The sequence below is a fragment of the Curtobacterium sp. BRB10 genome, assembly GCF_031844325.1.
Lineage (GTDB): Bacteria > Actinomycetota > Actinomycetes > Actinomycetales > Microbacteriaceae > Curtobacterium > Curtobacterium poinsettiae_A.
In genome coordinates, this window is record NZ_JAUZVA010000002.1 from 290,343 (window position 1) to 315,805 (window position 25,463).

Here is a 25,463-nt window from a genome sequence, read left to right on the forward strand (position 1 = left end):
GGGTTACCGGCGCGCCTCCGTGCGTCGGGACCCTCATGCGGTAGTCGACGCCATCGTGGCCACGTCGTCGTCCGCGGTCCGGCGCCGCCACGTGATGACGTTCCGGGCGTCGAACCGCCGGGAACAGCGGGCGCAGGCCAGGGGACGGGTGGGCGTGCGGTACCGGAAGTGCTCGTGTCCCGCGGGGCAGGTGCCGATCCACGGGGCGAGCTCGCTGGCGATCGGCCCGTCGTGCAGCCGGGAGCCGGTGTACCCGATCGCCGCGGCCGTGCGCTTCCACTTGGGTCCGTGTGCTGCCCGGGCGCCGGCGAGGGCGTGCGCGACCTCGTGCAGCAGGACCTGTTCGACGTCGTCGTCGGAGAACCGGGTGGCCAGGTGCCGGCTCACCGTGATCCGCTTCCGCGCGAAGTCGCACTGCCCTGCGCGGGTCTTGGCGTGGTCGAACCCGAACGCCCACGTCCCGGCGCCGAGGTGTTCGGCGATGAGCGCTTCGGCGCGGAGCCGGACGGTCTCGAGTGCGGTCACTGCTCGGCGCGCGGGTCGGCCTGGCCCTTCTTCGCTGCCCGGGCCGCGATCCGGCCCCAGATGTCGTCGGCCTCGGTCCGTGCGGCGTCGGGTGCGCCGAGCACGCGGCGGCGGATCGGTGGGACCTGCTTCACCGGCTCGGCGACGCGCGTGGTCGGTTCGTCGTCCTCGGCACGGCGAGCGGCGACCTCGCGGGCGGTCCGTGGCTTGTCCGACGGTTCCGCCGGGTTCGTGATCGAGGCCCGCATCGCGGCCTCGACCGCGGCGCGCAGCGCGTCGGTGCGCTCGGACGGCGCCCCCGCCTGCCGGAAGGCCTGGTACGCCCGCGACAGTGCGGCGCGAGCCTCGTCGAAGCGGTCGTTCTCGAACAGCGACCAGCCCTCGATCTCGGCTGCTGCGCCCTCGAGTTCGGGCCACTCCTCGGTGGCGGCGGTGTCGCGGGCCATGGCGGCCTCGCTGGCGGCGCGGTCGTGGCGCCCGAGGTCGTGCAGGACGTGCGCACGACGGATCCGCGCGGCGACCTTGTCCTGGCGCTCTCCGGTGAACATCGCGAGGCGGAACACCTCCTCCGCGATGACGAGCGACTCGTCCAGACGACCGAGCAGGCGGAGGAGCTCGGCCCGTTCGGCGAGGGCGTCGGTGCTGCGGCTCTGGCCGAGGTCACGGAGCCGCTGGTGCACGGCGTCGACGTCGACCGCGGGTCGCAGGCTGATGGGCGCGAAGGTGCTGCCCGGGCTGACCCCGGCCGTCACGGGAGCCGCGTGGCGCGGTTCACGGGAACGGTCGGACAGGTCGGGCTGCTGGCGGTCGTCGGGCGGGAGGGACATCGGTTCGAGGGTAGCCGCGGTCTCCCGGGAGCGGTCGGTGCGACGCGCTCAGGTTGCACGCCTGCGGCGGTCCGCGCGTGCCCTCCGGGACGACGAACGGCCCGCCGTGCCGGAGCACGACGGGCCGTTCGGAGTGGTCGATCAGGAGTTGGCGCCCACGGCGGCGGCAGCGGCCACGCCGGCGTAGGTGACGAACGTGGCGATGGTCGCGACGACCGCCAGGACGATCGCCAGGATGCCCCAGACACGACCGCGCTTGGCGACGGCCGCGATGATGCCCTGCACGAGTGCCCAGAGTCCGAGGAACGCGGCGATGCCGATCACGGCGACTCCGCCCACGAGCTGCGAGCGGACGTCCGGGTCGCTCATGACCTCGCTCTGCATCTGCTCTGGCGTGAGGTTCGTCGAACCGTTCTGCGTGATCTGGTCGAGCACACCGCTGTTGCTGATGGCCGAACCCATGATGTAGCCACCGATGACGCCGAGCACGAGCGCGAGCAGGCCGAGCACGAAGGCGATGATGCCGACGGTCTTCTTCTTCTTGGGCTTCGGCTCGTCGTGGCTCTGCCAGGCCGGGGCGCCGGAGTGAGCGGGCGCAGCGGCGTACGGCTGCTGGTCGTGGTGCTGGTCGTGGCGCTGCTGGTCGTTCCAGCTCGGCGTGCTCGACGGCTGGCCGTACTGCTGCTCGCCGTTCGGCTGGCCGTACTGCTGCTGGCCCTGCCCGGACTGCTGCCCGTACTGCTGCTGGCCCTGCCCGTACTGCTCGCCGTACTGCGGGGTCGCGGTCGGCGCCGGGTCCACCCGCTCGCCGTACCGCGGGGCATCGGCGTCGGGCTGCTGCTGCGGGGCGTCGCCCCAGCGCGGCGCCTGGCCGTCGCCCGTCCGGTCCTGGTCGTTCCGGTCGTCGTTCGTCATCAGGGTTCCCATCGCTCGGTCGCGCAGCTGCGCGGTCGTTCAGACCATCCTGACAGCCGGACCCGCCGAGCGCCCGAAGTCCGTCCCCGGTGACGCCCCGGGCGGGCGTCAGCCCCCGAACACGCTCCGGTTCGGCTCGGGCGACGCGACCGCCGTCTGGTCGGTGACGATCGGCGCCCCGGCGATGAACGCCCTGAGCTCCGCACCGTGCACGACCTTCGCCGGCATCGGGTCGGACGAGTACCGCCTGGGCATGTCCGCCACCGGCAGGTCGGTCGGCGACCCGAGCAGCACGATGTTCCCGAACCGGCGGCCCTTGAGCATGCCGGTGTCCGCGACCGCGGCGACCGACGGCAGCACCGACTGCAGCGTCGAGGCCTGCCCCCGGGCGAACGCCAAGCCGGCGCCGTCGGCCACGTTCACCGCGACGATGCCGGTCGGCGACAGGAACGCGGCGACCTCGCGGTAGAACTCGACGCTCGTCACGTGGGCGGGGATCTGCGAACCGCCGAAGACGTCCACCACCGCCAGGTCCACGGTGCCGCGGAGCCCGGCGGGCAGCTTGCCGAGAACCTCCCGGGCGTCGCCGTACCGCACCCGGATCGACGCGCCGCGGGGGAACGGCAGGGCCTCCCGCACGTGCTCGACCAGGTCGCGCTCGAGCTCGATCACCTGCTGCCGCGAGCCCGGGCGGGTCACCGCGACGTAGCGGGGCAGGGTGAGGGCGCCGGCGCCCAGGTGCAGCGCCGTGATCGGGCCGTCCGGCAGCAGGTCGATCGCGTGCCCGATCCGCCGGATGTACTCGAACGCCAGGTGGGTCGGGTCCTCGAGGTCCACGTGCGACTGCGGGGTCCCGTCCACCACCAGGGTGAAGGACCCCGGTCGGTGCCGGTCGGGCTCCACCACCGAGTACCCCGCACCGATCCGGAACCCGTCGAACGCATCACCCATGCGGTCAATGGAACACCACCGCGATCACCACCCGCGTCCCCACCCCTGGTTGGTGTGCCCGCGGGACGCCCGGAACGAGGCTGGTCGCACCGGTCGGGACAGCCCGCCGGACCACCTCGAAAGGCACACCATGTCGGTCCCGCTCCTCGCGAACGTGCTCATCGGCCTCGCCCTCGTCGGCTTCCTGGCGTACCGGCAGGCGACCTGGCGGTCCCTCGACCCGGCGCGCATCTGGCGGGGACCGCTCGTCATGGCGATCGTCGGCGTGGTCGTCCTCGCACAGACCACGACGACCGTCACCACCACCGACGTCGTGTTCCTCGGCCTCGAGGCCCTGCTCACCGTCGCCGTCGGCATCGCGATGGGGGCGATGACCCGGTTCCGCACCGTCACGACCCCGGACGACAGGGGCCGCACCCTGCAGTCCCGCACGGGCTGGCTCGGCGCCGCGCTCTGGATCGTCCTGATCGCCGCCCGCGTCGGGCTCGACGTCCTCGGCGACCACCTCGGCGCACACCTGCTCACCTCGACCGGCACGATCCTGCTCGTGCTCGCCCTGAACCGTGCCGCCCGTGCCCTGGTCGTCGACCAGCGCATCCCCCGCGGCGGCGACCGGTCGGAAGCCACTCACCGCGGCATGATGGTGCGGTGAGCCTGCCGACCGACCCGGACCGGACCGACCCAGCCGGGGTCCGGTCCCGCTCGGTGCTCTCCTGGGGGCTCAACGCCGTCGGGATCGCCGTGGTCGCCTCCTGGTTCGTCCGGAACGGCCTCCTGCTCCACCACCCGGCGTGGGTCTGGGTCGTCGGGGCCGTGGCGCTCGGCGCCTGGGCCGCCCGCGAAGGGGCACGCACACCCCGTGTGCTGGTCGTCGCCGCCGGTGTGATGGTCGCCGCCGGATCGCTCACCGTGGTGCCGACCGACTCGCTCCTGGTCGTCCCGGTGATCGTCGGACTCGTCGTCCTCGGCGCCGACCTCCGCCTGCCGGTGTGGACGGCGGCGGTCGCCGCGCTCGCCGCCGTCGTGGTGGTGGCCGGCACCGCGACGCTCGAGCAGACGTCGGTGCAGTTCGTCCTCGGCGTGAGCGGCGGGCTCCTGCTCGGCGTCCTCGCCGGCTTCAGCCGTCGGCAGGTCCGGATCACGACGGCGCAGGCCCGCGAGACCGAGCGGCAGCAGCAGCGCGCACGGCTCCTCGCCGACCGGTCGCGGGCGTCCCGGGACATCCACGACGTCCTCGCCCACTCGCTCGGCGGCCTGGTCCTGCAGCTCGACGCGGTCGAGGCCCTGCTCGAGGCCGGCCGCGTCGACGAGGCCACCCGCCGGGCCGGCGAAGCGCGCGCGCTGGCCGCGGACGGTCTGGCCGAGGCGCGGCGTGCGGTGCACGCGCTCCGCGACGAGCCGCAGCCCGGCCAGCCGGAGCCGACCCGTGCCTCCAGTCCGTCCGCCGACCACGCGTCGGCCCTGACGGCCCTGCTCGACGCGCACCGCTCGTTCGGCGGCGAGGTCGTCGTGCAGGGCGACGTGACCCTCGCGGTCCTCGACGAGGCCCACCGGGCCGCCGTGGTCCAGGTCGTCCGGGAGGCCCTCAGCAACGCCCGCAGGCACGCTCCCGGCCACCCCGTGTCCCTGTCCGTGATCCGGGACGGCGACGCCGTGGACGTCGTCGTGGCCAACCCGCTGCCGAGCGGTGGACAGGGGGTGCTCGGGATGCGCGAGCGGTTCGCGGAACTCGGCAGCGAGGCCACGGTGGAGGCCGAGCGTTCCGACGACGAGTTCGTCGTCGCCATGCACCTGCCCGTCGACGACCCGGTCGATCCGGGGACCGCGGACGCTGCGGTCGCCGTCGAGGACGACCGCTCGTGACCATCCGGGTGCTCGTGGTCGACGACCAGGCCATCGTCCGCGACGGCCTGGTGACGGTGCTGTCGCTCGTGCCCGACCTGCGGGTCGTCGGGCAGGCGGCGGACGGTGCCGAGGCGATCGCCGCCGTCGACCTGCACTCGCCCGACGTCGTCCTGATGGACCTGCGGATGCCGGGTGTCGACGGACCGACCGCCACCGCGCGGATCGTCGCCGAGCACCCCGGGGTGGCGGTCCTGGTGCTGACGACCTACGCCGACGACGACTCCGTCGTCACCGCGCTGCGGGCGGGTGCCCGCGGCTACCTGACGAAGGACGCCGGGCGGGCGGAGATCGCGACCGCGGTGCGTGCGGTGGCCGCCGGGCAGTCGACCTTCGACGCGACCGTGGGGGCGCGGCTGGTGGCGCGCCTCGCCGGTGGTGCCGCTGCCGCTGCCGGTTCCGCTCCGCCTGCGTCACCTGGTCCCGTTCCGCCGCTCGGTGCGCGGTTCCCGGACCTCACCCCGCGCGAGGTGGACGTCCTCGAGCGGATCGCGGACGGCCGGACGAACGCGCAGATCGCCGCCGAGCTGTTCCTGACGGTGCCCACCGTGAAGTCGTACGTGAACCAGGTGTTCGCGAAGCTCGGGGTCCGGACCCGCGCGGAGGCCGTCGCCCGCGTCCTGCGCTGACCGTCGGCAGCACCCGTCGCCCCCAGGCGACGCACTGCGGACACGTGAATGCGTACACATGGACGACCAGCGGACGCCAAGACTCGTTGCGTACCGTTGACGCCTGTCGTCACGGCGCCAGAGCGTCGATGCGTGTGTGCCCCACACACCACGCGTCCGCCCGGACACCGTGACCACGACGTGCCCGTGAGCGTCCCCACCGCTCGAGCGTGCGCGTCGTCGGCGTGCTGCTGCGCGCCACCCCTCCGGCCACCCGCGCGCGCTGGCCGTCGAACGCACCGCACCCGATGACGAGTGCACCACTGCTGATCCGCCGCAGGAGACCTCCGTCATGACCGCCGACACCATGAGCGTGCCCACCGCACGCCTCGCCGACCCGGACACCCGCCGGTCCGGAACCCGACCTACCCGGTCGGCCCGGGCCTCCCGGCCGTCCCGCGCCGCCCATCCGTCCCGCGCCGCCCTGCCGTTCCACGCCGACCGCGAGACGGCGCCCACCTGGATGCGGGTCGTCGGCACGACGCTGCTCCTCGGTGGCGCCGGCCTGTCCGCCGCCGTGCTCGGCTGGCCCGGGGACGCGCCGGAGGTCGCCCTGCTGGTGCCGGCCCTGCTCGCCGTCGCCCTCGGGTCGCTGCTCCTGCTCGCCCGTGCCGGGTTCACCGTCACCGAGCGGCACGTGACCCTGCACTTCCGTCCGCTCCCGCCGCGGCGCATCCCGCGCCGGCGGATCACCGACGTCCGTCTGGTCGAGGCGGACGCGGCCACCTACGGTGGCGTCGGCCTGCGGATCCGTCGCGGCGAGCGTGCGCTCATCCTCACGCCCGGGCTCGGGATCGAGCTCACCGACGACCGGGGCCGGGTCACGTTCGTCCGCACACGTCGCCCGGAGGACGCGTTCCGTGCGCTGGCGGGACTGCCGGGCGGGCCGGGAGGCGCGGATCACGGCGAGCGCGAGCGCCTCGGCTGATCGGGGGCTCCGCTGATCCGGAACCCTGCTGACCGCGGGAATGGAAGCGGCGTGTGGCGGCTTATACACGCCACTGCCGAATCCGGTCAAGCCGGGACTGGACAGCGCGCCACGGAGCGAACTATGATGACAGTTCGCGCTCCCTGGCATCCGTGTCGTCATATTGCGGTCGACGCAGAGTTCTGAGACAGAAACTCATCTCGCCCTGGTGCAGCCGGACCCGTATATGGCGGCGGGTACCGCTCACGGAGATCATCCCACACGTGCACCGACGTTCTGCGTCAGGCACGCGTCGGCGTGGTCGCAGGGCTTGCATCTCAGGGTTCGCCGAGCGATCAATCCACTCACCTACACACTGCTCGTCAGTGTCGGCCCGACGGGGCCTACCGGAGGTCACACCCTTGGCTGCTGCGCCCAACGCATCCACCAACCCCAAGAACGGTCGCAACCACTCGCGACTCTCGTTCGCCAAGATCACGGACACCCTCACGGTTCCTGATCTGCTCGCACTCCAGACGGAGAGCTTCGACTGGCTCGTCGGCAACGACGTCTGGAAGGCCCGCCTCGCCGAAGGGCAGGAGCAGGGTCGTACCGACCTCGCGCTGCACTCGGGGCTCGAGGAGATCTTCGAGGAGATCTCCCCGATCGAGGACCTCGGCGAGACCATGCAGCTCTCGTTCACCGCGCCGGAGCTCGAAGACCCGAAGTACTCGATCGACGACTGCAAGGAGCGCGGCAAGACCTACGCCGCTCCGCTGTACGTCAACGCCGAGTTCATGAACCACATGACGGGTGAGATCAAGACGCAGACGGTCTTCATGGGCGACTTCCCGCTCATGACCGAACGCGGCACGTTCATCATCAACGGCACCGAGCGCGTCGTCGTGTCGCAGCTCGTCCGTTCGCCCGGCGTGTACTTCGAGCGCCAGCAGGAGAAGACCTCCGACAAGGACATCTACTCGGCGCGGATCATCCCGTCGCGTGGTGCCTGGCTCGAGTTCGAGATCGACAAGCGCGACCAGGTGGGCGTGCGCATCGACCGCAAGCGCAAGCAGTCCGTGACCGTCTTCCTCAAGGCCCTCGGCCTGACGAGCGAAGAGATCATGGACGAGTTCCAGGGCTTCGCGTCGATCGAGTCGACCCTCGAGAAGGACGCCGTCCTCACGAAGGAAGAGGCGCTCAAGGACATCTACCGCAAGCTCCGTCCGGGCGAGCAGGTCGCTGCCGAGGCCGCGCGTGCGCTCCTCGACAACTTCTACTTCAACCCGAAGCGCTACGACCTGGCGAAGGTCGGCCGCTACAAGGTCAACCGCAAGCTCGGCATGGACGCCCCGCTGTCCGACTCGGTGCTCACCGTCAAGGACATCGTCGCGACGATCAAGTACCTGGTGTCGCTGCACGCTGAGCGCACCACGATCGACGGCGTCCGTGACGGCGAGCCGGTGCAGCTGCGCCTCGACGTGGACGACATCGACCACTTCGGCAACCGTCGCATCCGCGCCGTCGGCGAGCTCATCCAGAACCAGGTCCGCACGGGTCTGTCCCGCATGGAGCGCGTCGTCCGCGAGCGCATGACCACGCAGGACATCGAGGCGATCACGCCCCAGACGCTCATCAACGTGCGTCCGGTCGTCGCCGCGATCAAGGAGTTCTTCGGAACGTCCCAGCTGTCGCAGTTCATGGACCAGAACAACCCGCTCGCGGGTCTGACGCACAAGCGTCGTCTCTCGGCCCTCGGCCCGGGTGGTCTGTCCCGTGAGCGTGCCGGCGTCGAGGTCCGTGACGTCCACCCGTCGCACTACGGCCGCATGTGCCCGATCGAGACCCCGGAAGGCCCGAACATCGGCCTGATCGGTTCGCTCGCGTCGTTCGGTCGGATCAACTCCTTCGGCTTCATCGAGACCCCGTACCGTCGCGTCGTCAACGGCGAGGTCACGAAGACCATCGACTACCTCACCGCTTCGGAAGAGGACGACTTCGTCGTCGCGCAGGCCAACGCCCCGCTGACGAACGACTTCCACTTCGCCGACGACAAGGTGCTCGTCCGCAAGAAGGGTGGCGAGGTCGAACTCGTCGCCAAGGACGAGGTCGACTACATGGACGTCTCCCCGCGCCAGATGGTGTCGGTCGCGACGTCGCTCATCCCGTTCCTCGAGCACGACGACGCGAACCGCGCCCTCATGGGTGCGAACATGCAGCGTCAGGCCGTCCCGCTGCTCCGTTCCGAGTCGCCGCTCGTCGGCACCGGCATGGAGGGCTACACGGCCATCGACGCCGGCGACGTCGTCACCGCCGACAAGGCCGGTGTCGTCTCCGAGGTCTCGGCCGACGCCGTCACCCTGCAGCTCGACGAGGGCGGCACGCAGACCTACTACCTGCGCAAGTTCGACCGCTCCAACCAGGGCACGAGCTACAACCACCGCGTCATCGTCTCCGCAGGCGAGCGCGTGGAGCAGGGCGAGGTCATCGCCGACGGTCCCGCGACGGAGAACGGCGAGCTCGCGCTCGGCAAGAACCTCCTCGTCGCGTTCATGCCGTGGGAGGGCTACAACTACGAGGACGCGATGATCCTGTCGCAGAACCTCATCAAGGACGACACGCTCTCCTCGATCCACATCGAGGAGTACGAGGTCGACGCCCGCGACACGAAGCTCGGCAAGGAGGAGATCACCCGTGACCTCCCCAACGTCAGCCCGGACCTGCTGGCCGACCTCGACGAGCGCGGCATCATCCGCATCGGTGCCGAGGTCCGCCCCGGCGACATCCTCGTCGGCAAGGTCACGCCGAAGGGCGAGACCGAGCTGAGCGCCGAGGAGCGTCTGCTCCGTGCCATCTTCAACGAGAAGTCGCGCGAAGTCCGCGACACCTCGCTCAAGGTGCCCCACGGTGAAGAGGGCACGATCATCGGCGTCAAGGTGTTCGACTCGCAGGACGGTGACGACGAACTCGGCTCTGGTGTCAACCAGCGCGTGGTCGTCTACATCGCCCAGAAGCGCAAGATCACCGCGGGTGACAAGCTCGCCGGTCGTCACGGCAACAAGGGCGTCATCTCGACCATCCTCCCGGTCGAGGACATGCCGTTCCTCGCCGACGGCACCCCCGTCGACATCGTCCTCAACCCGCTCGGCGTCCCCGGCCGCATGAACTTCGGCCAGGTGCTCGAGATCCACCTCGGGTGGCTCGCCAAGCAGGGCTGGAACGTCGAGGGCATCCAGGAGTGGGCTTCCGCCCTCCCCGAGGCGGCCCGCAGCGCCGAGCCCGGCACCAAGGTCGCCACCCCGGTGTTCGACGGTGCGTACGAGCGCGAGATCGAGGGCCTCCTCGACTCGACGCTCCCGAACCGCGACGGCGAGCGCCTGATCGGCTCGTCCGGCAAGGCGCAGCTCTTCGACGGCCGCTCCGGCGAGCCGTTCCCGGAGCCCGTCTCGGTCGGCTACATGTACATCCTCAAGCTGCACCACCTGGTCGACGACAAGATCCACGCGCGTTCGACCGGTCCGTACTCGATGATCACGCAGCAGCCGCTGGGTGGTAAGGCGCAGTTCGGTGGACAGCGATTCGGTGAGATGGAGGTGTGGGCGCTCGAAGCGTACGGCGCCGCCTACGCCCTCCAGGAGCTCCTGACGATCAAGTCCGACGACATCCTCGGCCGCGTGAAGGTCTACGAGGCGATCGTCAAGGGCGAGAACATCCAGGAACCCGGCATCCCCGAGTCCTTCAAGGTCCTCATGAAGGAGATGCAGTCGCTCTGCCTGAACGTCGAGGTCCTCTCGGCCGACGGCCAGGCGGTCAGCCTGCGCGACAACGATGACGAGGTCTTCCGCGCTGCGGAGGAGCTGGGCATCAACATCTCCTCGCGGTTCGAGTCGTCCTCCGTCGACGACATCTGATCCCGCCCGTACATCGAAGCCTGAATCAGCAAGAGAGAAGAACATTGCTCGAAGCAACTTCCTTTGACGCCATTCGGATCGGCCTCGCGACCGCCGAGGACATCCGTCAGTGGTCGTACGGCGAGGTCAAGAAGCCGGAGACCATCAACTACCGCACCCTGAAGCCCGAGAAGGACGGTCTGTTCGGCGAGCAGATCTTCGGTCCTTCCCGCGACTGGGAGTGCGCCTGCGGCAAGTACAAGCGTGTCCGGTTCAAGGGCATCGTCTGCGAGCGCTGCGGCGTCGAGGTCACCAAGTCCTCGGTCCGTCGTGAGCGCATGGGCCACATCGAGCTCGCTGCCCCCGTCACGCACATCTGGTACTTCAAGGGCGTCCCGTCGCGCCTCGGGTACCTCCTCGACATGGCGCCGAAGGACCTCGAGAAGGTCATCTACTTCGCGGCGTACATGATCATCGACATCGATGAGGAGGGCCGTCACGCGGACATGCCGGGACTCGAGAACGAGATGCGTCTCGAGATCAAGACCCTCGAGGGCCAGCGCGACTCGATCATCGCCGACCGCCTCAAGAAGCTCGAGGACGACCTCGCAGCCCTTGAGGAAGAGGGTGCGAAGGCCGACGTCAAGCGCCGCACCAAGGACACCGCCGAGAAGGAGATGTCCCAGGTCCGGAAGTCGTTCGACGAGGACATCACCCGTCTCGAGCGTGTGTGGGAGGACTTCCGCAACCTCAAGGTGGGCGACCTCAAGCCCGAGGACGCCGTCTTCCACGAGCTCCAGGACCGGTTCGGGATCTACTTCGACGCCTACATGGGCGCCGAGGCGATCAAGCTCCGGCTCGAGGCGTTCGACCTGGCCGCCGAGGCCGAGGCACTGCGTCTGCAGATCGCCGAGGGCAAGGGCCAGAAGAAGATCCGCGCGATCAAGCGTCTGCGCGTCGTCAGCTCCTTCCTCGCCACCGGCAACTCGCCGGCCGCGATGGTGCTCGGCGTCGTGCCGGTCATCCCGCCGGAGCTGCGCCCGATGGTGCAGCTCGACGGTGGCCGTTTCGCCACGTCGGACCTCAACGACCTCTACCGTCGTGTGATCAACCGCAACAACCGTCTCCGCCGCCTGCTCGACCTCGGTGCCCCCGAGATCATCGTGAACAACGAGAAGCGCATGCTGCAGGAAGCCGTTGACGCGCTGTTCGACAACGGTCGTCGTGGTCGTCCGGTCACGGGTACCGGCAACCGCGCCCTGAAGTCCCTGAGCGACATGCTCAAGGGCAAGCAGGGTCGTTTCCGCCAGAACCTGCTCGGCAAGCGCGTCGACTACTCGGGCCGTTCGGTCATCATCGTCGGCCCGCAGCTGAAGCTGCACCAGTGCGGTCTGCCCAAGCAGATGGCGCTCGAGCTCTTCAAGCCGTTCGTGATCAAGCGCCTCATCGACCTGTCGCACGCGCAGAACATCAAGTCGGCCAAGCGCATGGTCGAGCGTTCGCGTCCGCAGGTGTGGGACGTGCTCGAGGAGATCATCCGCGAGCGCCCCGTCCTGCTGAACCGTGCGCCGACGCTGCACCGTCTGGGCATCCAGGCGTTCGAGCCGCAGCTCGTCGAGGGCAAGGCCATCCAGCTCCACCCGCTCGTGTGTGCTGCGTTCAACGCGGACTTCGACGGTGACCAGATGGCCGTGCACCTGCCGCTGTCGGTCGAGGCCCAGGCCGAGGCCCGCATCCTGATGCTCGCCTCGAACAACATCCTGAAGCCGTCCGACGGCCGCCCGGTGACCCTGCCCGCACAGGACATGATCATCGGTCTGCACCACCTCACGACCGTCCGCGAGGGCGCCGTGGGCGAGGGCCGTGCGTTCTCGTCGGTGGCCGAGGCGATCCTGGCGAACGACCAGCACACGCTGCACCTCAACGCGATGGTGAAGATCCGCATGACGGGTGTCCACTTCGCCGAGGGTGAAGCACCCGAGGGCTACGAGCAGGGCGACACCGTGCTGCTCGAGACCACCCTGGGCCGTGCGCTCTTCAACGAGACCCTCCCGGCGAACTACCCGTTCGTCCAGAAGGTCACGGACAAGGGCGTGCTCTCCGCGATCGTCAACGACCTCGCCGAGCGCTACTCCAAGACCGAGACGGCCGCTGCGCTCGACCGGATCAAGGACGCCGGCTTCTACTGGGGCACCCGCTCCGGTGTGACCGTCGCCCTGTCGGACGTCGTGACGCCTCCTCGCAAGAAGGAGATCATCGCGGGCTACGAGGTCCAGGCCGCCAAGGTGCAGGGCGAGTTCGACAAGGGTCTGATCACCGACTCCGAGCGTCGCGCCGACTTGATCAAGATCTGGACCGAGGCCACGAACGAGATCGCGCAGGAGATGCGCGACAACTTCCCGGTCGACAACACCATCAACCGCATGGTGTCGTCGGGTGCTCGTGGTAACTGGCTCCAGGTCCGCAACATCGCCGGTATGCGTGGTCTGGTGAACAACCCGAAGGGCGAGATCATCGCCCGCCCGATCATCAACTCGTACCGCGAGGGCCTGACCGTGGCGGAGTACTTCATCGCCACCCACGGTGCTCGTAAGGGTCTTGCCGACACCGCGCTCCGTACCGCGGACTCCGGGTACCTCACCCGTCGTCTCGTGGACGTCTCGCAGGACGTCATCATCCGCGAGGACGACTGCGGCACGACGCGTGGCCTCGAGCTGCCGATCGCGACCGTGGACGCCGACGGCAAGCTCGTCCGCGACCCGCGCGTCGAGAACACCGTGTACTCCCGCACCCTGGCCACCGAGGCCGTGGACGCACAGGGCACGGTCGTGGCAGAGGCCGGTGAGGACGTCGGTGACGTGCTCATCGACAAGCTGCTCGCGGCCGGCGTCGAGAGCATCAAGGTGCGCTCGGTCCTGACCTGCGAGTCCGCCGTCGGTGTCTGCGCGAAGTGCTACGGCCGTTCGCTCGCCACGGGCAACCTCGTCGACATCGGCGAGGCGGTCGGCATCATCGCCGCCCAGTCCATCGGTGAGCCCGGTACCCAGCTGACGATGCGTACCTTCCACACGGGTGGTTCGGCCTCGGCCGACGACATCACCCAGGGTCTCCCGCGTGTCACGGAGCTCTTCGAGGCGCGTACCCCCAAGGGCGCGTCCCCGATCGCCGAGGCTCCCGGCCGCGTCGTGGTCGAGGACACGGACAAGGGTCGTCGGATCATCCTCACGCCGGACAACGGCGACGAGCCGTTCATCTACCCGGTGCTCAAGCGTGCGACGCTCCTCATCGAGGACAACCAGCACGTCGAGCTCGGCGAGCAGTTCATCGCCGGCACCGTCGACCCGAAGGAAGTCCTCCGGGTCAAGGGTGTCCGAGAGGTCCAGAAGCACCTGGTCAACGGTGTGCAGGACGTCTACGGCTCGCAGGGTGTGCCGATCCACGACAAGCACATCGAGGTCATCGTCCGCCAGATGCTCCGCAAGGTCACCGTCGTCGACCACGGCGACACCGACCTGCTGCCGGGTGAGCTCGTCGACCGGTCGCGCTACAACGCGCTGAACCGTGCGGCGCTGCAGGAGGGTCGCAAGACCGCCTCGGCTCGCCAGGAGGTCATGGGCATCACGAAGGCGTCCCTCGCGACCGAGTCGTGGCTGTCCGCCGCTTCCTTCCAGGAGACCACCCGCGTGCTCACGCAGGCGGCCATGGAGGGCAAGCAGGACCACCTCGTCGGCCTCAAGGAGAACGTCATCATCGGTAAGCTCATCCCCGCCGGGACGGGCCTCAGCCGGTACCGCGACGTGGACGTGAACGCGACCGAAGAGGCGAAGGCGGAGCGGTACCCCAACCGCATCTTCGCTGACGACTCGTCGTTCTCGGACGCCGACCTGAGCTTCGTCGACTTCGACAGCTTCTCGTCGGACGACTTCACGCCGGGCACGTACAACTGAGCCTGATGTGATCCCACGAAGGCCCCGTCTCCGCAAGGAGACGGGGCCTTCGTCGTGTCGTCACCACGTGACGGCCTGGAGGCGCGGTGCGGGGCCGCCACGGGCCTCCCGTCCGCCGTGGGGTCGCGGCTAGAGCGCGCGGCCCGCGCCGTTGTCGCGGCCGGAACCGCGACCGGTCTCGTCGACCAGCGAGAACAGGCTCAGCACGTTGCCGTCCGGGTCGCGGACGTCGAACCAGTCGACCGCACCGTCGACGCACTCGACGGGGCCGATGTCGATGCCGAGCGCGCCGATGCGTGCGTGCTGCGCGGCGACGTCGTCGACGCCGAAGCGGACGCTGACCGGGTTCTCCTCGGCCTGTTCGTCGACGTAGAGCTGGATCCAGATGCCGCCGACCTCGTACTCGGCGACGCCGTCCTCGGGCTCGAGGTCCGGCTCGGTGCGCTCGAAGACCGCGCCGTACCAGAGGCAGGACGCCTCGATGTCGCTGACGGGCAACCCCACGGTCACGCTCGTGATGTCCATGTCTCATCATGTGCCCGGGTGGGGGCGCGCGTCGAGAGGGATTCCGCGGTGCCGCGCTGTCCGGCCCGCGTCGGACGGCGGCCTCGTTCCTCAACACCCCTTGTCACGCCGACGTTCTCCACGGACCGCTCGCCAGGGTCCCGGAATCGGTAGGGGGTCCGGGAGGCTGGCGGACATGCATCCTCCGACGACCACCGCGAACCGGCCGAGGCGTCCCCCGGACCGGGGCCGAACCGGTCGTGGACCCCAGTTCTGGGTGCAGCCGGACCCCTTCCGCCCCCTCTTTCTGGGACTGCGGTCGGCCAGGGCCCCAGAAGTAGCGTGGTCGGGCGCCACAACCCTGGTGGCGCATCACCCGACGACGTCTCGCCGTGCGCGAGTCCAAGGAGGCACGGGACTCATGGCGACCCTGTCCGAGATCCTCATCCTGAACGGCGCCCTGCCCATCGAGCACCTCGATGCGATGACGGGCGACGAGGACCTCGACGAGCGCGCCATCCGCGGCCTGGTCGACCAGGGCGTCGTGAGCGAGGCCCAGTTCATCACCGCCCGGGCCGCGTCGAACAACTCGCGCACCGTCCCGTTGAGCGACTACCCCGTCGACGGCACCGCGGTGTCGATCCTGCCGGCGCCGCTGTGCCGGCGTCACGGCGTGCTCGGTGTCGGCTTCGAGGGCGACCTGCTCATCCTCGCGATGGTGAACCCCACGAACGTGCTCGCGATCGACGACGCCCGGACGGCGTCCGGCCGAGCGATCAAGCCGCTGCAGGTCGAGGAGCGCGACCTCGTCGCCGCCCTCGACCGGTACCTGCGCGCCGACGACGAACTCAACGACCTGACGTCGTCGCTCGAAGAAGAAGCGTCGACGACCTCGAGTGCGCAGGTCGACATCGCCGACGGTGCCCTCGACGACGTCCCGATCGTCCGGTTCGTGAACCTGCTCGTGTCGCAGGCCATCCAGGACCACGCGTCCGACATCCACATCGAGCCCGGCGAGCACGAGGTCCGGATCCGGTACCGCATCGACGGTGTGCTGCACGAGATGGCGCCGGCGCCGAAGAACATCCAGAACGGCGTGATCAGCCGCCTGAAGATCATGAGCGACATCGACATCGCCGAGCGTCGCAAGCCGCAGGACGGCCGCATGTCCGTCCGGCACGGCGGCCGGCAGATCGACCTCCGCGTCGCGACGCTGCCCACCGTGTGGGGCGAGAAGGTCGTCATGCGGATCCTCGACAACACGAACACCTCGCTGACCCTCAAGGACCTCAACCTCCTCGAGCAGAACTTCCAGGCGTACCAGCGGTCCTACTCGAAGCCGTACGGCATGATCCTGGTCACCGGTCCGACCGGTTCGGGCAAGTCGACGACGCTGTACACGACCCTCAACGCCGTCGCGAAGCCCGAGATCAACGTCATCACGGTGGAGGACCCGGTCGAGTACCGGATGGCCGGCATCAACCAGGTGCAGGTCAACCCGAAGGCCGGCCTGACGTTCGCGTCCGCGCTCCGCTCGATCCTCCGCTCCGACCCCGACGTCGTGCTGCTCGGTGAGATCCGCGACCACGAGACCGCCCAGATCGCGATCGAGGCCTCGCTCACCGGGCACCTCGTGCTCTCGACCCTGCACACCAACGACGCTCCGTCAGCCGTGACCCGCCTGACCGAGATGGACATCGAGCCGTTCCTGGTCGGGTCCGCCCTCGACTCCGTCGTCGCCCAGCGACTCGCCCGCCGGCTGTGCGACCGGTGCAAGGCGCCAGCCGTGTACGAGATCGAGCAGCTCCAGGCGCTCGGGTTCCTGCGCGCCGGCGACGAGATGCCCGCGTTCTTCGCCCCGGTCGGCTGCGCGGTGTGCTCGAACACCGGGTACCGCGGCCGCATCGCCCTGCACGAGGTCATGACCGTGACCGAGGAGATCGAGCGGCTCGCCGTCGGTCGTGCCTCGAGCGCGGAGATCAGCCGCGTCGCCCAGCAGCAGGGCATGCTCACGCTCCGCCAGGACGGCTTCGAGAAGGTCAAGCTCGGTATGACGAGCGTCGACGAGATCCTGCGCGTCGTCGCGTGACCGGGGAACAGGACGAGCAGATGACCGACTCCGTGTACGACATCACCATGCCCGGCGACGAGCCCGTCGCCGGGTGGCACCCCGGCACCCCCGGCGCCGAGGTCGGCTCCCGCCGTGCCGCGCGTCTGGCCGCGGCCGCCGCCGCCCCGCCGGAGCAGGTCTACGACCTGACGGACGACTCGGCGGTGTGGCCCGCGCCCGCCGGCACGCCCGTGGTCAGCCCGGCCGCCGGGCCCGCGGGTGGTCCGGTCGCTGCGCCCGTGGCTCAGTCCGCCACCGCTCCGGCGACGCCGCCCGCCGCGGTACCGTCGTCGACCGCCACCTACGGGTACGCCGAGCCGTCGACCCAGCAGATGCCGGCCATCGCGTACAGCGGCGCCCACCACGCCATACCGCCGACACCTGCTCCGGCCCCCGCCGCGGCCTCGGCCGGCGACATCGACTTCGCCCGGCACGCCCGCGAGGTCGCCGACCCCGACCTCATCACCGCACTGGCGCAGGTCGTCTACCAGGGGGCCTCCGACCTGCACGTCACGGCCGACGCCCCGCCCACCGTCCGCGTGGACGGCTCGCTCCGGCCGGCCGTGCCCGGAGGCGCGTGGTCGCGCGGCAAGGTCATCGCCGCACTCAAGACGCTGCTGTCCGTCGAACAGGCCGGGCAGTTCGACCACGACCAGGAGCTCGACTTCGCGTACTCGCTGTCGCCGGAGTACCGCTTCCGCGTGAACTACTACCAGCAGCGCGGCAACTGGGGAGCTGCGTTCCGCATCATCCCCACCAGGATCAAGACGCTCAAGCAGCTCGGGATCCCCGCGCACGTCGGCGACTTCGCAGGCCTGCCCCGTGGCCTGGTCCTCGTCACCGGTCCGACCGGTTCGGGCAAGTCGACCACTCTCGCCGCTCTCATCGACCTGGTCAACGAGAGCCGTGCCGACCACATCGTCACGGTCGAAGACCCGATCGAGTTCATGCACGACCACAAGCGGTCGATCATCAACCAGCGCGAGGTCGGCGCCGACACCCACTCCTTCGCCTCCGCGCTCAAGCACGTGCTGCGGCAGGACCCCGACGTCATCCTGATCGGTGAGCTCCGCGACCTCGAGACCATCTCCGTCGCGCTCACCGCTGCCGAGACCGGCCACCTGGTGTTCGCCACCCTGCACACGCAGAGCGCACCGGGCACGATCGACCGCGTCATCGACGTCTTCCCGCCGCACCAGCAGGGGCAGATCCGCACCCAGCTCGCGGCCACCCTGCAGGGTGTCGTCTGCCAGACCCTCGTGCCGAAGGCCAACGGCGTCGGCCGGGTCGTCGCCACCGAGATCATGACGATCACGCCGGCCATCGGCAACCTCATCCGCGAGGGCAAGACGTACCAGATCACCTCCGCCATGCAGGCAGGCCGTGACCTCGGCATGCACACCATGGACCAGGACCTCGCCGAACTGGTCAACGTCGGCACCATCTCGCGCAAGGCCGCGATGGAGAAGGTGCACGACGAAGAGGGCTTCGACCGGCTCGTCCAGCGCGTCGAGTCCCCGTCCGACTCCTCGGCCGCCGCGATCGCCGCCAGCGGCATCGACTTCGGCGACAAGTTCTCCGGAGGCTACTGATGTCACTCGCGTTCGACTACCGCGGGCGGGACGGCGCCGGCAAGCTCGTGAAGGGCCGCCTCGACGCCGCGTCCGAAGGGGCCGTCGTCCAGCGTCTCCGGGGGATGGGCGTCTCGCCGATCGCCATCACCGAGGCCAAGGCCGGCACCGGACTGCAGACCGAGATCAAGATCCCCGGGTTCGAGAAGGGCGTCGGGCTCAAGGACCTCGCGATCATGTCGCGGCAGGCCTCGACGATGCTCACCTCGGGGCTCTCGCTCCTGCGGACCCTCACGATCCTGTCCGACCAGACCGAGAACAAGAAGCTCAAGGACATCCTCGGCAAGGTGCGCGACGACGTCGAGCGCGGCGTCTCGTTCTCCGACGCCGTCGCGAAGTACCCGGTCGACTTCCCACCGATCATGATCAACATGATCCGTGCGGGGGAGACCGGCGGCTTCCTCGACCAGGCCATGGACTCCATCGCGACGAACTTCGAGAAGGAGCACAAGCTCCGCTCGACGATCAAGTCGGCGATGACCTACCCGGTGGTCGTGCTCGTGATGTCCCTGGTGGCGGTCGCCATCATGCTCGTCTTCATCGTCCCGATCTTCCAGGACATGTTCTCGTCACTCGGCGGCACGCTCCCGCTGCCGACGCAGATCCTCGTGACGCTGTCACACGCCATGCGGTACATCGCGATCCCGCTGGCGATCGTCGTCGTGCTGGCGTGGCTCTGGTGGCGGGCGAACAAGAACACCGAACGCGTCCGGGCGTTCATCGATCCGATCACCTTGCGGCTGCCCGTCTTCGGCCCCTTGCAGAAGAAGATCGTCATCGCTCGGTTCGCCCGTAATTTCTCGAACATGATCGGCGCGGGTGTTCCCATTCTGCAGGCATTGCGGATCGTCGGGGAAGTGTCGAACAACTTCGTCGTGAAGCGCGCGCTCGACAATGTCACAGAGGCGGTGCGGAAAGGCGAATCGATCGCGGTGCCGCTCGCTGCGCAATCGGTTTTCCCGGCAATGGTGACGCAGATGGTCGCTGTCGGCGAAGACGCCGGTTCCCTCGAGATCATGCTCGAGAAGATCGCGGTGTTCTACGACGCCGAGGTCGAGTCGACCACAGACGCCCTGACCTCGCTGATCGAGCCGCTGCTCATCGCGTTCCTGGGGGTGGTGGTGGGCGGGATGATCATCGCGCTGTACATGCCGATCTTCCAGATCACCAACGTCGTACAGAACGCTTCCTAGTCATTCCACCCCCATGCGGGGGCATTGTCGATATCGGCCATCCCCCGCACTGGGGGTGTTTTGCGCCCAACATGGCCCCCGTTCTCGGGATTGGCCGCTCGATGTGCCCCGAATACGCTGATCTGCGGCGGCCGAGCAAGCCCCGAACCCATTTCCCAAACATTCCCCGCAGAATGGAAAAACCATGTACTTCGCTCTCATGGGCAAGCTCGACGCTCGCCGCAAGGGTCTCCTGAAGGACGGCGAGAAGGGCTTCACGCTCATCGAGCTGCTCGTCGTCGTCATCATCATCGGCATCCTCGCCGCGATCGCCATCCCGGTCTACATCGGTGTGCAGAACAACGCGAAGGACTCGTCGGTTAAGTCCGACGTTGCAAACGCAAAGACTGCGATCGTTAGCGTCGCCTCGCAGGGTGACGGCGCCTTCCCCGCGACCATCACCGACGCGGACCTGATCGCGGGCGACTACAAGAGCGCCGGTGTCACCAAGGGGTCCAGCACGACCGCGCTCTCCTACAAGAAGACAGCAACCGGCTTCTGTGTCCAGGGCACGAGCTCGACCACCAAAATCTTCTCCGCCAACGAGACCGACGGCGTGAAGACCGGGGGCTGCTGACACTCGCCGTTGACCGTGTGGGCGCCGCCTCGTCGAGGCCGGCGCCCACACGAGCATCCGAACGACCACTCCATCCAGAAGGGACGACATGATCTCGCGCATCGCCGAGCGACTGCGTTCCGCACGGGACAACGAGGACGGCTTCACGATCATCGAGGTGATGGTCGCGATGACGATCTTCGCCCTGATCGCTGCCGGCATCGCAGCCGGCATCACCGCTTCTCTCGTGCTCTCGAAGGACACCCGTGCTCGAGAGGTCGCCTCGACGATCGCGATGGAGGACATCGACGGCCTCCGCGACCTCCCGAGCATCTTCGACATCAAGAGCGGTACCGATTCGCCGAAGGTCGGTAACCAGACGTTCGCCCTCACGCGCAAGGTGTCGTGGACCCGGTCCTCGGGAAGCGCGACGGCCTGCGGCACCGGCGAAGGCGTGCTGTCCTACAAAGCCGTCACCGTCACGGTCAGCTGGAAGACGAGTGCATCGTCGTCCGGCTCGCAGCAAGTCACCATGTCGAGCGCCATCGCTCCGCTGACGAACATCAACTCGGACAGCACGGGTTCGATCCTGATCGGGGTCACGAACGCGAACGGCGTCGGGGTCTCCGGTATCATCCCGACGGTCACCGGCCCCGACGGGGTCACCATGCCCGCAACCGATGACGAGGGGTGCACCTACGTGTCCGGAGTCGATCCCGGCACGTACTCGGTGAAGATCGCTCGGAGCGGCTACGTCGACTCGAACCAGCAGGTGAGCCCGTCATCGCAGACGATCACCGTCGCTGCGGGCGCCTCCGGGGCTGCAGCGTTCAGCTTCGACGTGGCAGCGAAGTACACGTTCACGTACGCCTCCACCCCGGACGTGGGCGCGATGCTCCCGACCAACATGCCGACGACGCTCATCAACCCGACCTCCGGCACCACCCAACTGCTGAACACCGCCGGGTCGGCGTCGCTGTTCCCGTACGGGAGCTACCGGGTGGTCGCCGGGTCGTACGTCGTCGACGCGTCGGGTACCTCGTCATCGACCTGTCTCAGCCCGGAGCCGGGGTCCTGGACGACCCCGAATGCGAAGTCGAAGGTCGGGACACCCTCGGAGCCCTTGAACAACAAGGCGCCGATCACCGTGCAGATGGGGGCGGTCAAGCTCTCAGGTCTGACGGCGGGCAAGTTCCTGACCGCGAAGACGACGACGCCCGTGAACGGCGACCCGGGTTGTGCCGCAGGGATGACCCTGCAGTTCCCGAAGCTCGCAGCGGGCACTGCGTCGATCGCGTTGCCGTGGGGGACCTGGAAGATCTACTCCGGGGACACGGCCGGATCCACGACGAACGCCCTCGCCCTCACGAACGAGAACGCCGCGATGGTCACGAACGGCGCCGTCCGGAGTGGTGCCGTGATGGTCGATCCCAGGCCGGCCAGCTGATGCGGGCGATCATCCGTCGTCTCCACTCGGAGCAACGAGGCATCACGCTCGTCGAGCTCCTCGTGGCGATGCTCGTCACGTCACTGCTGCTCACGTTGGTCGGGAGCTTCTTCGTCTCGATGATCAAGGCCCAGCGGACGGTCTCGTCGGTCAACGACAGCACGCGGCAGGGCACGACCTCCATGACGCAGGTGAGCCGGTACCTGCGTGAAGCGTCCCGCGTGCAGCTGACGAAGACGACGAACCTGGCGGCGTTCGAGAGTGCGACGGCGACGAGCATGCGGTTCTACTCCGGCGTCGACCTCTCGACGTCCCGGGCCGGGCTCACCAAGGTCACGATCGACACGCAGGGCACGAAGCTCCGCATGCAGCTCCAGCGCGGCGACTGCCCGGCGAACGGGTACTGCACGTTCACCGGCACGACGAAGACCATCGTGCTGGCCGACGTCATCCGGACGAGCGCCGGCACCAGCCCGCTGTTCAGCTACCGGAACGCCGCCGGTGGCGTCGTCACCCCGACAGCCGCAACCCTCGACTCGATCCGATCGGTCGACGTGGCCCTCACGGTCGGATCCGCGACGGGGACGACCGCGAACGACACCACCTTCCAAGCGAACATCAACCTGCGCAACCTCGACTACGGCGCAGCGACGGAGTCATGATGCTCATCCGACTTGTCCGTGCCCTCCGCAGCCGTGACGACGAACGTGGCGTGGCGCTCGCCGCGGTCATCGGCCTCGGCGCGGTGCTCATGATCGTGCTCTCGCTGGTGGTCGCGACCGCGACGAGCGGCGCGACGAAGGCGTCGAACGACGACGACTACAACAAGGCGATGGCTGCGGCGTACGCCGGCCTGTCGGACTACCAGGGACGTCTCGCGGCGGACAACGCGTACGTGAGGTACGGGGTGCGGACCCCGTTCTCGGGTGAGAGCACGTACTCCCCGGACACCGTGAACAAGGCCTTCGGTACGACCGTGGGCGGGACCTGGGCGCCGGTCGTGGGGAGCACCGACCAGTTCTACCGGTACGAGGTCGACAACTCCGCCTACGCGAACACCGGCAAGGTCCGTCTCCGTGTCACCGGCAAGGCGGGCGACGCGACCCGGACGCTCGTCGTCGACCTGCGCGGTGACGGCTTCGTGAACTACCTGTGGTTCACGAACTACGAGTCACAGGACCCCAACCTCACCGGGGAGACCGCGACGACGTCGACGGGCGCTGCGACGACGACGCGGTGCACCTCGGCGCACCGCAACGACAGCAACTGGAACTACTACACCAGCTGCGACGCGGTGCAGTTCGGAGCGGGTGACACGCTCGACGGCCCCGTCCGGACGAACGACGTCATCACCGCCTGCGGTGCGACGTTCAACCAGGCCGTGTACGACACCGGAGCAGCCGACTTCTTCTACACGAGCAAGGAGACGAAGGTCGACTCGTCGTGCCGGACCTCGACGAAGTTCAACGGCGGTCGGATCCAGAACAGGGGCACCCTCCCGATGCCGAGCACGAACGCGAACATGAAGCAGGAGGCACGGACGGACATCCCCGACAAGGTCGCGAAGCCCGGCTGCATCTACACCGGGCCGACGTCGATCACCTTCCTGTCCGGCGGCAAGATGCGCGTCGTCTCACCGTGGACGAAGAAGACGCAGGTCTCCGGCGCCGCGAACGGCACGATCACCAGCGGCAGCACGAACGACGCACTCTGTGGATCGGTCTCGGCGCTGAGCGGTGCGGGAGCGGTCATCCCGACCCTGCCGTCGAACCTGGTCTTCGTGCAGACGGTCCCGAGCGCAAGCGGAGACCCCAACTACTGGGCGCCCAACACGACACCGCCCCCGGGCGGAACCGTGAACGGGACGGTGAACGCCGGTTCGCCGGTCTACTGCCAGCAGAACGTGAAGGACGCCAGCGGCAGGACCACCTCTGACTACGGGAACGGACTCGGCTACCCGAAGAGCAACGAGTTCACCGGCAGCCTCGGTGACTCCGGGTACTACGGATGCCGGAACGGCGACGTCTTCGTGTCGGGTTCGTTCGGAGGGCAGATGACCCTGGCCGCCGAGAACTTCGTCTACGTGACCGGGAGCATCGTCTACCAGAACGGGCGTGGCTCGGACGACATGCTCGGCCTCGTGGGGCAGCGAGCAGTGTCCGTCTACAACCCCATCTCGTGCTCCTCCGGGACGAGCAGCACGTGCTCCACTTCGTCGGGTTCGTCCACCAACCTCGCCCCGACCCGGAACATCGAGATCGATGCCGCCATCGCGAGCAACCTCGGCACCTTCAACGTGCAGAACAGCGCATTCGGGTCGAACCTGGGGATCCTGACGATCTACGGTTCGATCGCGCAGCAGTTCCGCGGCTCGGTGCGGACCTCGTACGGTTCGTACCTCACCGGCTACGCGAAGGCGTACGCGTACGACACCAGGCTGAAGACCTCGGCCCCGCCGAAGTTCCTGCAGCCCGTGTCGACGACGTACGGCGTGACGACCGAGACCGAGTCGGCCACGGCGTTCCGCCCCGACGGCACCCCGACGGGGAAGTGACCGTGCCTTCCTTCGCCGCTGTGGCGCCCCTCGTCGCCGCGCTGGTCGGTGTGCTCGGTCTCGCGATCGGGTCGTTCCTGAACGTCGTCGTCCACCGGGTGCCCGCGGGCATGTCCGTCGCCGTGCCGGCCAGCTCCTGCCCCGGGTGCGGCCACGAGATCCGTCGTCGCGACAACGTGCCCGTGGTCTCCTGGCTCGTCCTGCGCGCCCGGTGCCGTGACTGTGGCGCGCCCATCTCGGCCCGGTACCCGCTCGTCGAAGCCGCCACGGGCCTCCTGTTCGTCGCGGTGACGTTGCTCTCGGTTCTCGCACCGTGGTCGCCGTTGGCGGCACCCGACGGCGTCTCCGGAGCGATCCACGCCGCGCTCCTGCTCGTCGCCCTCCTGTACCTGATGGCGATCAGCATCTCGTTGGCGCTCATCGACCTCGACACCCACACGTTGCCGAACCGGATCGTGCTGCCGGCCTACGTCGTGCTGCCCGTGCTCCTGCTGGCTGCGTCGGCGGTGTCCGGCGACTGGGGTGCCGCGCTCCGGGGGCTCATCGGTCTGGTCGTCCTCGGCGGCGTCTACCTCGTGCTCGCGCTGGCGGTCCCCGGCGGGATGGGGCTCGGGGACGTCAAGCTCGCCGGCGTGCTCGGTCTCGTGCTGGCGTACCTCGGATGGGGACCCCTCGCAGTGGGTTCTTTCGCGGCGTTCCTGCTCGGAGGTACCTTCGCAGTCGTCCTCCTGGTCGTGCGCCGGGCGGGCCGTGGCAGCGGGATCCCGTTCGGCCCCTGGATGCTCGCGGGTGCGTGGCTCGGCATCGCCGTCGGTGCCCCCGCATGGGACGGCTACCTGCGCCTCCTCGGACTCGCCTGACGCGTCGTCACGCGCTGACCCACCAGACCGACCCGAA

19 protein-coding genes are annotated in these 25,463 nt (G+C 68.9%); 14 read left to right on the forward strand and 5 right to left on the reverse strand.

Annotated features, from left to right (window positions below; genetic code table 11):
* Positions 1-33: 33 nt before the first annotated feature.
* The 4 genes from Q9R26_RS05250 to Q9R26_RS05265 form a co-directional block, all read right to left on the reverse strand.
* Complete coding sequence (locus tag Q9R26_RS05250) at positions 34-525, reverse strand: SprT-like domain-containing protein (RefSeq protein ID WP_311226730.1); 492 nt, start codon at positions 523-525, stop codon at positions 34-36.
* A complete protein-coding gene (locus tag Q9R26_RS05255; protein WP_311226731.1) occupies positions 522-1,352 on the reverse strand; it encodes a hypothetical protein in 831 nt (276 codons plus the stop codon). The genes Q9R26_RS05250 and Q9R26_RS05255 overlap by 4 nt, the downstream gene beginning before the upstream one ends.
* Before the next feature lie 141 nt (positions 1,353-1,493).
* Positions 1,494-2,267, reverse strand: coding sequence for a DUF4064 domain-containing protein (locus Q9R26_RS05260; protein WP_311226732.1), 774 nt, complete (start codon positions 2,265-2,267; stop codon positions 1,494-1,496).
* A 108-nt stretch (positions 2,268-2,375) separates the two neighbouring features.
* Positions 2,376-3,218, reverse strand: a complete 843-nt coding sequence (locus Q9R26_RS05265; protein ID WP_262139439.1) for a spermidine synthase — start codon at positions 3,216-3,218, stop codon at positions 2,376-2,378.
* Between the two features lie 130 nt (positions 3,219-3,348).
* Between Q9R26_RS05265 and Q9R26_RS05270 the strand changes: the two genes are divergently transcribed.
* The 6 genes from Q9R26_RS05270 (at position 3,349) to rpoC (ending at position 14,532) form a co-directional block, all read left to right on the forward strand.
* A complete protein-coding gene (locus tag Q9R26_RS05270) occupies positions 3,349-3,870 on the forward strand; it encodes a hypothetical protein (RefSeq protein WP_311226733.1) in 522 nt (173 codons plus the stop codon).
* Positions 3,867-5,081 carry a histidine kinase gene (locus tag Q9R26_RS05275; RefSeq protein WP_311226734.1) on the forward strand — a complete coding sequence of 405 codons (1,215 nt, stop codon included), beginning with the start codon at positions 3,867-3,869 and terminating at the stop codon, positions 5,079-5,081. Before Q9R26_RS05270 ends, Q9R26_RS05275 begins: the two co-directional genes overlap by 4 nt.
* Positions 5,078-5,749: a response regulator transcription factor gene (locus Q9R26_RS05280; protein WP_311226735.1), complete on the forward strand. Its 672-nt coding sequence runs from the start codon at positions 5,078-5,080 to the stop codon at positions 5,747-5,749. Before Q9R26_RS05275 ends, Q9R26_RS05280 begins: the two co-directional genes overlap by 4 nt.
* 331 nt (positions 5,750-6,080) lie before the next feature.
* A complete protein-coding gene (locus Q9R26_RS05285) occupies positions 6,081-6,716 on the forward strand; it encodes a hypothetical protein (protein ID WP_311226736.1) in 636 nt (211 codons plus the stop codon).
* Between the two features lie 401 nt (positions 6,717-7,117).
* Complete coding sequence (rpoB, locus tag Q9R26_RS05290; RefSeq protein ID WP_182064374.1) at positions 7,118-10,606, forward strand: DNA-directed RNA polymerase subunit beta; 3,489 nt, start codon at positions 7,118-7,120, stop codon at positions 10,604-10,606.
* A 44-nt stretch (positions 10,607-10,650) separates the two neighbouring features.
* Complete coding sequence (gene rpoC / locus Q9R26_RS05295) at positions 10,651-14,532, forward strand: DNA-directed RNA polymerase subunit beta' (protein WP_111191875.1); 3,882 nt, start codon at positions 10,651-10,653, stop codon at positions 14,530-14,532.
* A 129-nt stretch (positions 14,533-14,661) separates the two neighbouring features.
* Here the strand turns inward: rpoC and Q9R26_RS05300 are convergent, their stop codons facing one another.
* Positions 14,662-15,057 (reverse strand): VOC family protein, encoded by a 396-nt coding sequence (locus tag Q9R26_RS05300; protein ID WP_071245506.1) that lies wholly within the window; start codon positions 15,055-15,057, stop codon positions 14,662-14,664.
* A gap of 400 nt (positions 15,058-15,457) precedes the next feature.
* On the opposite strand from Q9R26_RS05300, the gene Q9R26_RS05305 reads away from it, so the two are divergent.
* The 8 genes from Q9R26_RS05305 to Q9R26_RS05340 all read left to right on the forward strand — a co-directional run bounded on the left by Q9R26_RS05305 (position 15,458) and on the right by Q9R26_RS05340 (position 25,426).
* Complete coding sequence (locus Q9R26_RS05305; protein ID WP_182064373.1) at positions 15,458-17,125, forward strand: GspE/PulE family protein; 1,668 nt, start codon at positions 15,458-15,460, stop codon at positions 17,123-17,125.
* 20 nt (positions 17,126-17,145) lie between these two features.
* Entirely contained in the window at positions 17,146-18,738 is a 1,593-nt protein-coding gene (locus Q9R26_RS05310; RefSeq protein ID WP_311226737.1) for a type IV pilus twitching motility protein PilT, read from the forward strand.
* Positions 18,738-19,970 (forward strand): type II secretion system F family protein, encoded by a 1,233-nt coding sequence (locus Q9R26_RS05315; RefSeq protein WP_311226738.1) that lies wholly within the window; start codon positions 18,738-18,740, stop codon positions 19,968-19,970. The genes Q9R26_RS05310 and Q9R26_RS05315 overlap by 1 nt, the downstream gene beginning before the upstream one ends.
* Before the next feature lie 184 nt (positions 19,971-20,154).
* On the forward strand, positions 20,155-20,586 hold the full coding sequence (locus tag Q9R26_RS05320) for a prepilin-type N-terminal cleavage/methylation domain-containing protein (RefSeq protein WP_311226739.1): 432 nt from the start codon (positions 20,155-20,157) through the stop codon (positions 20,584-20,586).
* A gap of 88 nt (positions 20,587-20,674) precedes the next feature.
* The gene (locus tag Q9R26_RS05325; protein ID WP_311226740.1) at positions 20,675-22,012 is read left to right on the forward strand and encodes a prepilin-type N-terminal cleavage/methylation domain-containing protein; all 1,338 of its coding nucleotides are present in this window, start codon (positions 20,675-20,677) and stop codon (positions 22,010-22,012) included.
* The gene (locus Q9R26_RS05330; protein ID WP_182064369.1) at positions 22,012-22,674 is read left to right on the forward strand and encodes a type II secretion system protein J; all 663 of its coding nucleotides are present in this window, start codon (positions 22,012-22,014) and stop codon (positions 22,672-22,674) included. Before Q9R26_RS05325 ends, Q9R26_RS05330 begins: the two co-directional genes overlap by 1 nt.
* A complete protein-coding gene (locus Q9R26_RS05335; protein WP_311226741.1) occupies positions 22,674-24,566 on the forward strand; it encodes a hypothetical protein in 1,893 nt (630 codons plus the stop codon). The genes Q9R26_RS05330 and Q9R26_RS05335 overlap by 1 nt, the downstream gene beginning before the upstream one ends.
* A 2-nt stretch (positions 24,567-24,568) precedes the next feature.
* Positions 24,569-25,426: a prepilin peptidase gene (locus Q9R26_RS05340; RefSeq protein WP_311226742.1), complete on the forward strand. Its 858-nt coding sequence runs from the start codon at positions 24,569-24,571 to the stop codon at positions 25,424-25,426.
* The last annotated feature ends 37 nt before the right edge of the window (positions 25,427-25,463 follow it).